The following is a 14,174-nucleotide window of genomic DNA, read 5'->3' as shown; positions in this document are numbered from 1 at the left end:
CAACGTGATCGCGCGCCAGTGCGCGATGTTCCCGGATCGGCTCAAAGGCGTCGCAGGCCTGCCGCAGTTCCGCGATAGCAGCCCCGAGAACTGTGTCGAGGAGCTGGAGCGCTGCGTGAAGGAGCTGGGCTTCGTCGGCTGCCTGCTCAATCCCGATCCCACGGAAGGCGACGGTGCGCCGCCGCCGGGCCTCGGCGAACGCTTCTGGTATCCGATCTACGAGAAGATGGTCGAGCTCGACGTGCCCGCGCTGATTCACTCGGCAAGCTGCTACAGCCCGCGCGAGTCGTACACGCTCAAGTTCATCAACGAGGAAAGCATCGCCATCATCTCGTTGCTGGAGTCGACCGTGTTCGAGGACTTCCCCACGCTGAAGCTAGTGGTCGCCCACGGCGGCGGCGCCATTCCGTATCAGATGGGGCGGTTCCGCGCGTGGACGCTGCGGCGGAAAGAGCCGAAGACCTTCGACCAGAAGATGAAGCACTTGTACTTCGATACGTGCAACTACTCGAAGGAATCGCTGGAGCTGCTGTTCCGTGTGGTCGGCGTGGATAACTGCCTGTTCGGCACCGAGAGCCCGGGCACGGGCAGCGTGCACAACCCGGAGACGGGTCGCGACTTCGATGACCTGAAACCGGTGATCGAAAGCATCGAGTGGTTGAGTGAGGCGGATCGAAAGAAGATCTTCGAAAGCAACGCCCGCAAGATCTATAACCGCGCGTTCAAGTAGCGCGCACGGGAACGTCGTCGCCACGCGCGGCGACGTTCCTCAACTAGCCTTGCGTGACGGGCAAATGAACGACCAGACCGTCGAGCGCGTCCGTGACGACGACCTGACACGACAGCCGAGAGTTCGGCTGCTTGCGGTCCGAGAACTCCAGCATGTTCTCTTCAAGCGGCGTGGCGCGACCCACGACTCGCATCCACGACTCATCGACGTAGACGTGACACGTGGCGCATGAACACGAGCCTCCGCATACGGCTTCGATCCCTGAAACATTCGCATCCACGGCTGCGCGCATGAGCGAGCGGCCGAGCGGTGCATCGACGACGTGAGACTCGCCCGTGGACGAGACGAATGTGAGCTTCGGCATGCCGAATGAAGAGGATGCCAGGTACGGCGAATCAGGCCGCAGCGGCGTGTGGCTGCAAGCGTGCGCCTTCCCATGCGCCGCTGACGATCAACTTGTTCACGACTTCGAGCAGCAGCGTGTACACAGCCGCGGCTGGCGCGGACAACGGCGTGGCATCGAACGTGGCCACGGACATCCAGCGCTCGATACCCGGCGCGGCCAGCGGTTTGATCTTCAGTCCAAGCTGACCTGCCGCGTGTCGCGCGGAGGCGGACGGAAGAATCGTCGAACCGAGATTGCGTTTGATGGCGTTACACAAGCTGTACGCGGTGTCCATTTCCGCGATCACCTTCGGCTTGCAGTTGTGCGCGGCGAACGCGTCTTCGATCAGCTCACGCAAATGCGTGTTGTGTCGGGGCAGGAACAGCGGCATGTCATTGAGCAGGCTGATATCCACCGGGCCCGCTGGCAAGCGTTTCGCGGCTTCGTCTGAGGCGATGAACACGAGCTGTTCGGCGAATAGCGGCTGCAGTCCCATGCCGCGGATCGGCCGCGTGCCGGGGAGCAGGGCGATGTCGAGCTGACCGGTGATGGTGAGTTCGCGCAACGATGCGCCGGTGAGCCCATCCGAGAGATGCAGATGAATGCCGGGATACGCGTTACGCAGCGCTTCGAGTAGCGGCCCGACGATCATCACCGCGGAGCTCAGCGGCATGCCCATCGACACGGCGCCGGTGATCTCCGAGCTAACGTGATTCACCTCGGACTTGGCTTGCGCGAGCTGCTTGAGGATGACTTGCGAGTGGCGATAAAGCGCGCGACCCGCGGCCGTCGGCGTGACGCCGCTACGGCTTCGCTCCAACAGGGGCACGCCGAACTCGTGTTCTAGCGACACCACTTGCTGGCTGAGCGCGGGCTGGGCGATGCACAGAAACTCGGCGGCGCGAGTAAGGCTGCCCAAATCCACGATCTTGATAAAGGCCTGGAGACGGCGCGTTTCCATGGGGCCCATATTGTCCGGACAGCTTTCAGAATGCAACCACATCTATAAGCCGTTTGTATGGCCCGAGCCGGAAACAGTATTTCCGAGCCCGGGGTGGCCGCCTCCAGAATCCCGCTCATCGCCAGTCGCGGCGCCGTTTTTGGCCGCGCTCTAGGGGATTTGCCGACACGATTCGGCTTGAGGATAGAGCAGTGACCATAAGTGAAACTTTGGCGGCCGGGCATGTGCAGCGGTTGCGCCGGCTGGATTGTTGTGCGGTGTCGGATGCCTTGGACCGGCTCAAGTTGCCCGGTTCGGTGAGCGGTTTGCCGCAAAGGTCCGGTCAAGGAAAGCTGGCCGGCCGGGTGGTGACCATGAAGCTGGGGACGGGCGAACCGCCGCCGGGACCGCCGCGGCATCTGGGCTGCGATGCCATCGAGGCATCGACCGCGCTCGATGTGATCGTGATCGAGCAACGCACCGGCATCGAGGCTGGCTGTTGGGGCGGAATTCTCACGCTCGGCGCCAAGCTGCACGGCGTTGCTGGTGTGATTGCCGAGGGCAGCGTGCGTGACATCGACGAAGCCATCACTTGTGACTTTCCCATTTTTTCGCGCGGCCTCACGGCGCGCACCGCACGCGGTCGGATCGTCGAGAAGGCGACCAACGTGCCAGTCGCGGTCGGCGACGTCGAAGTGATGCCTGGTGACTATGTGATCGCCGATGGCAGTGCCGTCGTATTTATCCGCGCCGCGAACATCGAGCGCGTGCTCGAAGCCGCGGAAACCATCGTCGCGAAAGAAGCCGCCATGGCCAAAGCGCTATTGGCCGGCGCGCCCATCTCCGAAGTGATGGGCGGCAATTACGAGAACATGTTGAGGACTTGAGAACGATGTCAGAAGCCAAGACCGATACCAACGTCGAGCGCGCCGCGCGTCTCGATACCGCATCGTTGAGCGATGCCATGGACAAGCTCGGCATTCGCGGCCAGTGCTACAAGATTGCTCCGCGCGATTCGTCGTTTCGTCTCGCCGGCCGTGCGTACACGCTGTTGTATGGACCCGCGGGCAATCCGCCGGGCACCGTCGGCGACTACATCGACGATGTGCCGCCGGGCAGTGTGCTCGTACTTGATAACGGCGGACGTGATGACGCGACGGTGTGGGGTGACATTCTCACGGAGATTGCACATCGGCGTGGCATTGCCGGCACGGTGATCGACGGCATCTGTCGCGATGTCGCGATGTGTTTGAAGCTGGGTTATCCGGTGTATTCGCGCGGTGCCTGGATGCGTACTGGTAAAGACCGCGTGCAAGTCGAAGCGACTAACGTGCCGGTCAACATTGGCGACGCGCGCGTGAAGCCGGGCGATCTGATTCGCGGTGATGCCGACGGCGTGCTGGTACTGCCGAGCGAGCATGAGAACGCAATCCTCGATACGGCCGAGCAAATCGAAACGGCCGAGAATCGTATTCGCGAATCCGTGCGCGGTGGCATGCGACTGGACGACGCTCGCAAGGCGCATCGCTACCACCAGCTTCAGACCAAAGCCTGAGCCGCCGCGACGATGATCAAACTCAATTCTGAAGAGACGATTCGGCGGAAGGTCGAGCGCGTCGATGCGTCGCTGATCGAAGCCGCGCGACAGTTCGATACCGCGACGTTGCATGAGGCCGGTGGAAAGATCGGCGTGATGCCTCACGAGATCAAGCCTCTCGCTTCAAGCTTTCGTGTGTACGGCTCGGCGTGCACAGTGCAATCGCCAGGCGGTGACAACCTGTGGTTGCACCGTGCGATCTACGCGGCTGAACCGGGCGATGTGCTGGTCGTACATGTGAATGACAAGTATGACCACGGCTACTGGGGCGAGATCATGGCCACAGCTGCGCAGGTCCGCGGTTTGGCCGGCTTGGTGATCGATGGTTGCGTGCGAGACGGCGCGCTACTTCGTGAGATGCCGTTTCCGATATTCGCGCGCGGCTTGTGTATTCGAGGCACTGGCAAGGACTTCGGCGCACGCGGTTGGGTGAACTATCCGGTGCTGTTCGGCGGGGTCACCGTGAATGCAGGTGATCTCGTGGTCGGCGACGAGGACGGCGTGGTCATCGTTCCTCGGCAGGCGGCGTCGCAAGTGCTCGCAGCCGCGGCCAAGCGAGTGACCTTCGAACGCGAAGTGATCTCCCGGCTCCAGCAGGGCGAAACCACGCTCAGTATTTATGGTTTGGAATGAAACGGCACCGCTTGGAGCGAGAGTCGTCGTTACCCCGTTGCTATGGTTTGGAATGAGATGTCACTGATCAAGGCGCGAATCGTCGCCATCCGTTACGAAGCGCGCGATGTGCTGTCTTATGTGCTCGCACCGCTGACGCCAGCACAGCCGTTGCCCGCATATGCGCCGGGTGCGCATATCGACGTGCATTTGACGGGTGCATTGATGCGCACCTATTCACTGTCCAATGGCCGCGGCGACGCCGGCTTGTATCGGCTCACGGTGCAAAAGGATCCGAAGAGCCGCGGCGGCTCGATCTATATGCATGACAGCTTGCGGGCGGGGCAGGAGGTCGAGATCAGCACGCCGCGCAATAACTTTGAGCTGTGTGAGGATGCGCCGCTCTCGGTGTTTATCGCGGGTGGCATTGGTGTGACGCCGTTCATTCCGATGATGGCGCGTCTCAGCTCCCTCGGCCGTCGCTGGCGTTTGCATTACTGCGTGCGAACACGAGAGCGCGCGGCGTTTATCGAAGAGATCGAGCAATTGACTGCCGCAGGTCACGGCGAAGCGGTGTTCAACTTCGATGAAGAACCGGGCGGCAGCATGCTCGACTTGAATGCAGTGATCGCGTCACTGCCTGAGGGCGCACATGTTTACTGTTGCGGCCCGACCGGAATGCTGCACGCTTATCAGAAGGCGGCCGAGCGCTTGCCATCGGAATGCGTGCACTTCGAATACTTCAGCAGCGATGTCAAAGCAGCTGCCGAAGGCGGCTTCACGGTGGTCTTGCAAAAGACCGGCAGCGAAGTGTTTGTGAAAAGCGGCGAGACCATCCTGCAAGCCATCCGCTCCGCCGGTGTGTTCGTCGACAGTTCGTGCGAAGAGGGCATCTGCGGTGCCTGCGAGACCAAAGTCATCAGCGGCACGCCCGATCATCGCGACATGATCTTGAGCGATCGCGAACGCACCGAGAGCAAGAGCATGATGATCTGTTGCTCGGGCTGTAAATCGGACCGGCTGGTACTGGATTTGTAACAGCCGGTGAGATTGTCTTCAGCCGCGCGGCCAGCGCCCGGCTTCCAACATCAGATCTTCGAAGAACGCGCCGAACGGCCGCGTCGGATGACGGATCTGGATTTCCAGCACCCATAGATCGGCCTTGGGCACGAAGTTGGCGGCGGTCAGCGTGCCTTCATGAATGGCGGCGTGCGGGAAGTCGGACAAGCGGTGTCCCGACACGTCCATGTTCAATACCCAGCCCAGCTTCTGCGCGACTTCGCTGGCGTAGTTGTAGAGCGCAATGCCGGTGAGCGCATCGGTACGCCACTTCGCGTGCACCAGGTCGAAGATCTCATGCACGTCCCGCGCACAGCGTTGCATGTCGGGATCGTTGCCGACCACGAATGTGCCGCCGCCATCGCCTTCCCAGCGTTGCCACACCGGCCCGATGTCGATGAAGAAAATATCGTTGTCCTGCAGGACTCGGTCGGGCGCGTTTTTTTCTGCATAAGTGCACAGCGTGTTCTCGCCGAAGCGGAGGTACACGCCGTGCCAGCCGCGCATCAAACCGGCTTCCTTGAGCACGGACTTGGCGAGTGCCAGGCCTTGTTGTTCGGTCATGCCCGGGCGGATCTGAGCCGCGATGGTGTCGATGGCGCGAAACGTATGTTGACGCGCTTCGAGCATCCGTTCCCGATCGTAATTCGGTCCGACGCGTTCCTCGGCAATGGCTGGGTTGCTCATCTTTAAGCTCTTATATTCCTGGCAAAAGAGGGGTCATCGACTTGCGCTATGCCCGATGGTATATAACGGGCCCGGACTATTCCAGACCTGGGTGACGCCCTTTGAACCCGACTCCCATGAATGTCACGGCCACGGAGTTGACCAGCTTCGATGTCGATCCCGCCGGCCTGCATGTCCGGCTGCACATGCGGGACGCCGCAGGGGCGGTTCATATGCTGGTGATCCCGACCGATGGCCTGATGACGCTGCTGATGACCTTGCCGGACATGGTGCGGCGGGCGTTACGCAACCGATATCAAGACGAGTCGTTGCGACTGGTCCATTCGCTCGAGGATTTCAAGGTGGAGCTGGGCGAGCCGACGGCCGACGGGCAGCGGCAATACATTCTGACGCTGGCCACCCACGGCGGCTTCGAGGTGGCGTTTTCCGCCACCCGAGACTCGTTGGATTCGCTCAGCGGCGCCATCGAAGCGGATACACTGTCGCAACAAGCACAAACCCATCAAGCACGACGGCTCTCATAACTCATGCAATTACTCACACGGATCGGGTGTCAGGTGGCGGTCGCGGTCGGGCTGACGCTGTCGGTGTCGATAGCGGCCGAAGCGGCGAATACGAACATCAGCATTCCCGGCGAGCGGCTGGTGACAGAAAGCATCACCTCGACTTCGGACGGTGTGCTTTACATTGGCAGCCTCGGCGCTCGCGCTATCTTTCGGGCCAAGACCACGGACGCCAAGGCTGAATCGTGGGTCCAGCCGCCGATGGAGCAGACCCAGGGCATCTACGGCGTATTTGCCGATGAGCGTTCCAATACGCTGTACGCCTGTGTGTCCGGCTTCGGTGGCCCCGGAGCCGCCGAGCTGTTAACGCTGGATTTGAAGTCGGGCAAGCTCAAAGCCAGATATCCCTTCTCGAGCACCGGCGGTCTGTGCAATGACATTGCGACGGGTGCTGACGGCACGGCTTATGTGACCGACAGTCGCAACATGGAAGTGCTGCGCTTACAGCCCAAAGGCAAGGCGTTGGAGAAATGGATCGGCGACGGTGTGTTCGGGCCCAAGGGCGGCGTGCTCGATGGCATCAGCGTGCTCGGCAATCGAGTGCTGGTGAATACGCTGACCACCAACAAGTTGTTCAGCGTGCCCATCGAAAGCGATGGCCGCGCCGGCAAAGCTGCAGAGGTGAAGCTCGATCGCGCAATCGCGGCGCCTGACGGCATGCGCAGTCTCGGCGCCAACGGTTTGTTGCTGGCTGAGAGCGATGGCGGCCGAGTGTCACGAATCGACCTGTCCGGCGATACCGGCAAGGTGACTACGCTGCAGGAAGGGTTTCCAAGCGGTCCGGTATCAGCGACCCTCGTCGGATCGAATGTCTACGTGGTTGACGCGCAGTTCGGCGCGCTCCGTAGCAACGAGCTGAAGCCGTTCGAAGTCGTCGTGTTCGCTCTGCCGAAGAAGTAGCGCGCTTAGAACGAAGCGCGCACTGTCACTCCTACGATGCGAGGATCGCTGGGCTGGCCAAGGATCAGGCCGGAGTTGCCGGTCTGGATGGTCAGGGCGGTGATGTAGTCCTTGTCGAACAGATTGCGCGCAAACACATCGACTTCCCAGCCACTCGCGAACCGATAGCCCACGCTCGCGTTGGTCACGTTGTAACCACCGATCTGCGTGTAGCGTGACGCCGCGGTGTCGCTGTTGTAGCCCGAACGAGTCATCGAATCGATGTGGAACAGCAGGTCACCCGTGGCCACCGGCAGCTGGTAGTCGAGACCGAGCGTGCCCACCCATTCGGATAAGCCAGCGAGCTTCACGCCGGTGAGGTTGCAAGCAACGGTCGCAGCGGTTTGCACTTCGAGCGGGCAGGGGCCCGCCGGGTAATCTGTGTTCTCGCCATCGGCGTAAGCGAGCGACGCCCGCACCGTGAAGCCTTTGAACAGCAGCACGCCGAAATCCGCCTCGACGCCTTGCACGCGAACTTCAGGAACGTTGGCGGGGTAGGAGCGAATCGCCGCCGTTTCCAAACTGGAAACGATGTTTGCTTGATAGTCTTCGACCACGGTTCGATAACCGGCGAGATTCAAAGTCGCGCGACCGTCGAACAAAGTGGATTTCAGGCCCACTTCGTAGGTGATGTTCTTTTCGTCTTCGATGACAGCCGTTGCCAGTGCTGGCTGATTCTGCGCGTCCAGCGGCAAGCCGGACATGTTCAGGCCGCCGGATTTGTAGCCGTACGAAAAGCCGGCATAGCCAAACAAAGCGTCGGTGAACTGATAGGCAAGGTTGGTGCGACCGGAGAGGCTGCCGCCATCGTCGTCAGCGGTATAACTTTGCGGCCGGAAAATCGACAGCTTGGCTCGATTGAGTTCGGTGGCGACGGTCGGTGTGAGGCCGGTCAGATCGAGCCCGCCGAACACGCGAGTGGAGTAGCTGCCTTGCTTGTCTTCGAAGGTATAACGCAGGCCCACCGTCGCCGTCAGCTTGTCAGTGATTCGGTAGTTCACTTCACCGAAGGCGGCATAGCTTTTCATTTCGAAGTTGGAGCTGCCGATTTGCCCGTAGCCATCCAGCAAGTTACGCGGGATCGGCGCAGTGAAGTTGGCTTGATTCAGTAGCCAGTACGCCGCTTCTGGTCCGTAGATGCTGGTCGGCGTGCCGGAGATTTCTTGCCGGAAGAAATACAGTCCACCGACATAGCTCAGCGGGCCCTCGCCATTCGAGGCCAGGCGTACTTCCTGACTGTATTGATCCTGTCGCGACGGAATGCGCTGGACCATTTGAATCGGAATGCCGGTGTAGTCGCGATCGTTGGCGACATCCCAATCCCAATAGCGCCACGCGGTGACCGAGGTCAGCGTGCTCGGGCCCATGTCCCAGTCGGCGATCAGCGAGACACCGCCGTCCTGAGTGTTGATCTGCAGATCGGCGTCGATATCGCTCAAGCGGTCGAAAACATTGGTGCTCGGTGGCGCGTAGCCGAGGCCCGCAGCCAACGAAGGAAACTGCCGGCCGGCGCTACGCAGGCTCTGGCCGACGCGAAGGAAGTTCTGCGTACAGCAGGCAGCGTCCAGATCCGAAACGTCTGCGATCAATCGCAGCTTCAGATTCTCGGACGGCACGAACAGCAGCTGGCCGCGCACCGCATAGTTGTCGAGCTCGTTCAGATCCTGGCCGGTTCGAACGTTGTGAATCACGCCGTCTCGGCGCGTGATCTGTGCCGACAGGCGCCCCGCAACGGTATCGCCGATCAGCGGCCCCGAGACCGCGCCCTTGGTTTGGAAAAAATCGTAGTCGCCAAAGGACGCTTCGCCGTTGGCTTCCGGCTCGAAGGTCGGCTCGCGGCTGACGATATGAATGGCGCCGGCCGTGGTGTTTTTGCCGAACAAGGTGCCTTGCGGTCCGCGCAGCACTTCCACTCGTTCGACGTCGGTGAAGTCGAATGCCGCGGTGGCCGGGCGGCCGTGATAAACCTGGTCAACGTAGAAGCCGACGCCGGGCTCGATGCCGTCGTTCGCGGCGCTGATGGACAGGGTGTTCGAACCCAGGCCACGGATGGTGTACGCCGTGTTTCGTGGGTTCGCAGAGTTGTAGTAAAGCGACGGAACCAGCTGGCTCAGCGACTGCGTGTTCACAGTGTAGGAACTGTCGAGCAGGTCGCCGCTGACGGCAGAAATGGCTGCGGGCACCGCTTGCAGGTTCTCCTGTCGCCGGCGAGCCGTGACCAGTACTTCATCGAGGACGCCGTCACTGCTGGCGCCCACTCGCCCGTTGGACCCTGAGGCATCCTGCGCCGCGATTGGGGCAGACGAAAGCAACGCCGACGCGACGGCGAGCGCTAGATTGAGGCGCATGCAGAATCTCCCTACCGAAGCTACTGGGTCTTCGTTATGTCGGCGCGGATATTACGAGACCCGCACAGTAGCAGCAAGGCAGGGAGGGGTGGCGTTGCGAGCACGCCACCCCTGTCGATCTCGAGCTGTTAGAAGTTGAAGTCCGCGCGCAACGTGATGGTGCGTTCCCGTCCATAGCTGACGGTGCGGTATTCCATGTCCGGCCAGGCGCCAGCCGCGGCCGATTGTTGGTACGTCGTGTACTCTTTGTTGAGGAAATTATCGACGTGCAAGCCGAAGCGCACGCTGTCGTTGACGTTCAGAGTCGTCGACACATCTGCAGTGACGTACGAATCGGAAATATCGCCGGGCGCCGCCTTGAAGTGCGACTTGTACTTGCCGTAGCCGGCCACGCCGAGACGGGCGAAGGCTTCCTTGTTGAAGATGGAATAGCCCTGTTGTAACGCCATGTAGAAGTTGTACTTCGGCACTTGAGTCATGTCTTCGCCGGCTTCCACGCCGAGCGACGCCACCGGGGCGCGATACTCGGAGTTGGTATACGACGCATTGAGCGTCAGGCTCAGATCACTCAGCAAACGTGTCGTCGATTCGAACTCCACACCGCGCGAGCGAGCCAGGCCGGCATTGGCGGTGAAGCCGCAACCCGCGGGGATGCTGATGCCAACGCGCACGTCGGTCCAATCGATGTTGTAAACGGCGGCGGTGAACACGGTGCGCCGATTGAAGGCCGCGCCTTTGACGCCCAGCTCGTAGTTGTCGATCTTGTCGCTCTTGTAGTTCAGGCGGAAATCGGCGGCGAGCGGATCGCGTTCGCAGGACGGCGTGAGTTTGACGTTCGCGCCACCTGGCCGATAACCCTCGGAGTACAGCGCATAGACCGAGAGTTCCTGATGCGGCCGCCAGGACAAGCTGACCTTCTTGCGCAAGCCGCGTTCCACCGGACTACGGTAATGATCTTCGAAGCTGCCGAAGTGGCCGACCTCTTCCCGATCCTCGCCGTACGAGAGTTCGTAGTAGCGCAGTCCGCCGGTAAGTTCGAGCTCGCCGGCGCCGCCCAGATCAAACACGTAGTTGGTCTCGCCGAACATCGCGCGTTCTTTCTGGAAGTTGCCGCCGAGTGTGGAGAACAGCCAGATCAACGTCGGGTCGTTGTAGATGCCTACGCCGTACACTGCCGACAGATCTTCGCCCCAAAGCTCCGCGGCTGCGGCACGGGCAAAGTCATTATCCGGAAGCCACTGCGTGTCGGCGCCGATCGTGCGATCGCGCGACCACTTGTAACTATAGCCGCCGACCGTCCAGTCCCACGCGTTATCGCCAGCGGAGGACACCCGTAGTTCGTGGCTCACCGTTTTGTTTTTGTAGTGAGCCTTGTAGGGCGAGGGGAAGATATCCAGAAAGTCCAGCTGGCTATAGGAATGAATATTGTTGCCTTGGAAGCGCTGGAACGAACCGACGTAGTTCACCGAGACCGCATCGCCGATGTCGTAGTCGACGTTCAGCGTAGTGACATTGGTGGTGTTGGAACTGCGAGGTTCAACCAGATCCCAGTAAGCGAAGCGACGGTTGTAGTTGCCCGCGACGTTGGTCGTGGCACGACATTCGGCGCGGATCTGGCCTTGTTCGCACGGGACCCAACCGTAGACGGCGGCGCCATAACCATACAAACCATCCGGATCGGGCTCGAACGACAGCGTCATGTAGCCCAGATCGGTTGCGGACACGCCGGGCACGCCGTACCAATTGGCGGCAGCGTAACCGGTCTGGATGGATTGATCCGAGGAAGTGCGACCCGTCGCCGTCGACTTGTCGTGGATGAAGCCGAGCGTCAGTGACAGGTCTTCGGTGGCTTGCCAACGCAGCTTGCTGCGGATCAGCTCGTCTTTGTCCGAGCCGGTGAAGCCGTTATAAGTATTGATGGTTTTCTTCGAAGCGTTGCCGCTGTGGCCGACGATGCGCAGTGCCAGTGTGTCATCGATCAAAGGCAGGTTGATGCCGGCGTACAACCGCGTCGACAGATCGTTGCGATTTTTTTCCGAGGCGGCTTGTAACGAGCCGAACACATCGAGCACGTTGAATTCAGGCGCGTTGGTGATGACTTGCACCGTGCCGCCGATGGCATTCGAACCCCACAATGTTCCCTGCGGGCCGCGCAACACTTCCACGCGAGCCACATCGAACAAGCTGTTACCGAAGCTGCCGGGCACGCCATCGGTGAACGTCGACGTGGTATTGGGGTTACTGCTGTTGCCACCGCTCAGGCCGCGCAGAATCAGCTGACCCTCGGGAGCTGCCGCGCCAGCAATGGTTCGATACAAGTCGGCCGGTTCCACCACATTGCGATCGGCGATCTCGACACTGCCGATGGCAGTGATGTTCATCGGCACTTCGATCAGCGTTTCTGTTTTCTTACGCGCCGTGACCACGACTTCGCCCAACATCGGTGCTTCGACCGTGTGTGCTGTCGGAGCTGGTGTGGTTGCGCCCGCCGAAGACGCGCTCGACTGTTCCGCCGCGCCGCTGTCGAGGAATGCAAGTCGACGCAGAGGCTGACGAGCCTCGCCGGTTTCCTCGGTAGCTGCGCTCGTGGTTGCGCTGATCTTCTGTGTCTGCGGTCGCGTACGAATCGCGACGGTGCGTTCGTTCAAGAACTCATGCTGCAAGCCGGTGCCAGCCAGCAAGAAGGTGAGAGCTTCGTCGGTCGTCAGGCGCCCGTTGAGTGTCGGCGCTTTGAGGCCGGACACCAGTGCGGGATCGAAGAAAACATTGATGTTTGTTTGTGCACCGACCTCTCTCAGTGCCGCCTCTAGCGGCTGTGCGCCGAGGCGAAGTTGCACCGCCTCCTGCGCAGTTGCGCCGGTGGCGTGAAGAGAAAGAATCGCTGCGACGGTAAGGGCCGCTAAAGTTCTATTGCGCATTCCACTGTTCCCCAAAAGAACGACTCGTTGTTGTGGTCCGTTCTCTAAGAGTCCAATGTTGAAAAAACCGGGCACGGTGCGGGGTCATTGTTTGGACAGCACGTAGCCACCGTCGGCGTTGGTCTCGACCTGCACGCCGCGATAGTTCTGCAAATATTCGATGAAGTCGGTCAACGAGTTGGTGCCGTACGTGCCGCTCACGCGCAGCGCGCCGGTGTCGTCATCGGCGATCACGATGGACTTGCGCTGATAACGATTGAGCTCGGTCACGATACTTTCCAGCGTCTCATCGACAAAGGTGATGCGGCCTTCGACCCAGCGCGAGGCGCGATCGATGGACGGCCCGGCACCTGGAAGAATGGTGCCGGTAGCGGACACGGCTGCGCGTTCGCCGGCCGAAAGCGACACGGGTTCATTGACGCTGCCGGCGGCGGGCGCATGTGGCTGGGGCAATACCGCGACCTTGCCTTCGAACACGGCGACCGCGGTTTCATGATTCAACGCGCGCACATTGAAGACGGTGCCTACCGCTCTAACGATGGCGTCGTCGGTCTCAACGATGAAGGGGCGTGCAGCATCTTTGGCGACGGTGAAGCGGACTTCACCATCGAGCAGTTGAATGCGTCGTTCGTGAGTTCCCAAGGAAACGCGGATGCGCGAGCGAGTGTTGAGATTCACGATTGAACCGTCTTCGAGCGTGACGATGCGCTGTTCGCCGGCGGCGGTACGAATGTGCGACGGATTCAACCAATGGTCGTAAGCGAGACCGATGCTGACGATCAGCATTGCGGCCATCGACGTAAGTGCGATCAGCAAGCCACGACGCCGACGACGCGGCTCCGCAATCGGCGGGAGCGTCGAACGGTTTGGAAAGGCCACGACGTTGGGTGAGGGCGGGGTAGCGGCGAGAGCGTCGCGAATTACTTGTTCGGCAGTGAGAGTGCCGCCGCGGGCCAAACCGACATCACCCCAAGACTGGGCAACGGCCAGATATTCCGCGACATGGTCGGGTGAGCTCAACAACCATTGGGCGAACTGCGAACGCTCCTCTTGGGAGACATCCTCTTCGCGCAGGCGCAGGAACCAATCGAGGGCTGCGCTGGCGATGGCTTCTTGCACGGAGTCGGTCCTTTTCATGTCGTTACTCCCTGTTGCCCAGGCGTTCACGACAATGCCGCAGGCCCAGGCGCAAATACTTTTTCACCGTGCTGGGTGAAATGCCGAGCCGCTGGCCAATCTCGTCATACGTCATGCCTTCGTGCCGGTGCAGAACCAGCACCGCTCGATGATGTTCGGGCAGTTCGTCCAGTGCCGCCCGGACCTCGGCGGCCTGGCCGACCTCCGGCCCGCTGGCATCCATCGCGAACTGCGCTTCGGTGGCCTGTTCCTCGCCCCA

At 61.0% G+C, this 14,174-nt stretch carries 14 protein-coding genes; 7 read left to right on the top strand and 7 right to left on the bottom strand.

Translation table 11 applies throughout. The features are described from left to right. Positions 1-730, top strand: a 730-nt coding sequence (locus JNL55_RS14470) for an amidohydrolase family protein (RefSeq protein ID WP_293854421.1), incomplete at its 5' end; no start/stop codon positions are given. 43 nt (positions 731-773) lie between these two features. On the opposite strand, the gene JNL55_RS14465 is transcribed toward JNL55_RS14470, so the two are convergent. Continuing rightward, complete coding sequence (locus tag JNL55_RS14465) at positions 774-1,094, bottom strand: 2Fe-2S iron-sulfur cluster-binding protein (protein WP_293854417.1); 321 nt, start codon at positions 1,092-1,094, stop codon at positions 774-776. Positions 1,095-1,125: 31 nt separating this feature from the next. Next, a complete protein-coding gene (locus JNL55_RS14460) occupies positions 1,126-2,076 on the bottom strand; it encodes a LysR substrate-binding domain-containing protein (protein ID WP_293854413.1) in 951 nt (316 codons plus the stop codon). A gap of 197 nt (positions 2,077-2,273) precedes the next feature. Between JNL55_RS14460 and JNL55_RS14455 the strand changes: the two genes are divergently transcribed. The 4 genes from JNL55_RS14455 to JNL55_RS14440 are packed head-to-tail and all read left to right on the top strand — an operon-like array spanning position 2,274 to position 5,302. Next, positions 2,274-2,942 (top strand): RraA family protein, encoded by a 669-nt coding sequence (locus JNL55_RS14455; protein ID WP_415923078.1) that lies wholly within the window; start codon positions 2,274-2,276, stop codon positions 2,940-2,942. 5 nt (positions 2,943-2,947) lie between these two features. Then, complete coding sequence (locus JNL55_RS14450) at positions 2,948-3,610, top strand: RraA family protein (protein ID WP_293854405.1); 663 nt, start codon at positions 2,948-2,950, stop codon at positions 3,608-3,610. Between the two features lie 12 nt (positions 3,611-3,622). After that, positions 3,623-4,285, top strand: a complete 663-nt coding sequence (locus tag JNL55_RS14445; protein WP_293854401.1) for a 4-carboxy-4-hydroxy-2-oxoadipate aldolase/oxaloacetate decarboxylase — start codon at positions 3,623-3,625, stop codon at positions 4,283-4,285. A gap of 57 nt (positions 4,286-4,342) precedes the next feature. Beyond that, on the top strand, positions 4,343-5,302 hold the full coding sequence (locus tag JNL55_RS14440; protein WP_293854398.1) for a PDR/VanB family oxidoreductase: 960 nt from the start codon (positions 4,343-4,345) through the stop codon (positions 5,300-5,302). A gap of 18 nt (positions 5,303-5,320) precedes the next feature. On the opposite strand, the gene JNL55_RS14435 is transcribed toward JNL55_RS14440, so the two are convergent. Further along, positions 5,321-6,010, bottom strand: coding sequence for a M24 family metallopeptidase (locus JNL55_RS14435; protein ID WP_293854394.1), 690 nt, complete (start codon positions 6,008-6,010; stop codon positions 5,321-5,323). A gap of 116 nt (positions 6,011-6,126) precedes the next feature. Here JNL55_RS14435 and JNL55_RS14430 point away from each other — a divergent pair, with 116 nt between their 5' ends. Together JNL55_RS14430 and JNL55_RS14425 are read left to right on the top strand one after the other, a co-directional pair. Next, the gene (locus JNL55_RS14430) at positions 6,127-6,534 is read left to right on the top strand and encodes a hypothetical protein (protein WP_293854390.1); all 408 of its coding nucleotides are present in this window, start codon (positions 6,127-6,129) and stop codon (positions 6,532-6,534) included. A 3-nt stretch (positions 6,535-6,537) separates the two neighbouring features. Beyond that, entirely contained in the window at positions 6,538-7,473 is a 936-nt protein-coding gene (locus JNL55_RS14425) for an SMP-30/gluconolactonase/LRE family protein (RefSeq protein ID WP_293854387.1), read from the top strand. A gap of 5 nt (positions 7,474-7,478) precedes the next feature. Here the strand turns inward: JNL55_RS14425 and JNL55_RS14420 are convergent, their stop codons facing one another. The 4 genes from JNL55_RS14420 to JNL55_RS14405 form a co-directional block, all read right to left on the bottom strand. Then, entirely contained in the window at positions 7,479-9,860 is a 2,382-nt protein-coding gene (locus JNL55_RS14420; RefSeq protein WP_293854384.1) for a TonB-dependent receptor, read from the bottom strand. A 128-nt stretch (positions 9,861-9,988) separates the two neighbouring features. Further along, the gene (locus JNL55_RS14415) at positions 9,989-12,778 is read right to left on the bottom strand and encodes a TonB-dependent receptor domain-containing protein (RefSeq protein WP_293854381.1); all 2,790 of its coding nucleotides are present in this window, start codon (positions 12,776-12,778) and stop codon (positions 9,989-9,991) included. Positions 12,779-12,862: 84 nt separating this feature from the next. Next, positions 12,863-13,915 (bottom strand): FecR family protein, encoded by a 1,053-nt coding sequence (locus JNL55_RS14410; RefSeq protein ID WP_293854376.1) that lies wholly within the window; start codon positions 13,913-13,915, stop codon positions 12,863-12,865. Between the two features lie 4 nt (positions 13,916-13,919). Beyond that, on the bottom strand, positions 13,920-14,174 hold a 255-nt coding region (locus JNL55_RS14405), incomplete at its 5' end, for an RNA polymerase sigma factor (RefSeq protein ID WP_293854372.1).

Source organism: Steroidobacter sp. (assembly GCF_016790065.1).
Taxonomy (GTDB): Bacteria; Pseudomonadota; Gammaproteobacteria; order Steroidobacterales; family Steroidobacteraceae; genus Steroidobacter.
The sequence above is the reverse complement of the archived record's forward strand: the minus strand, read 5'-3'. Positions and strand labels throughout refer to the sequence as shown.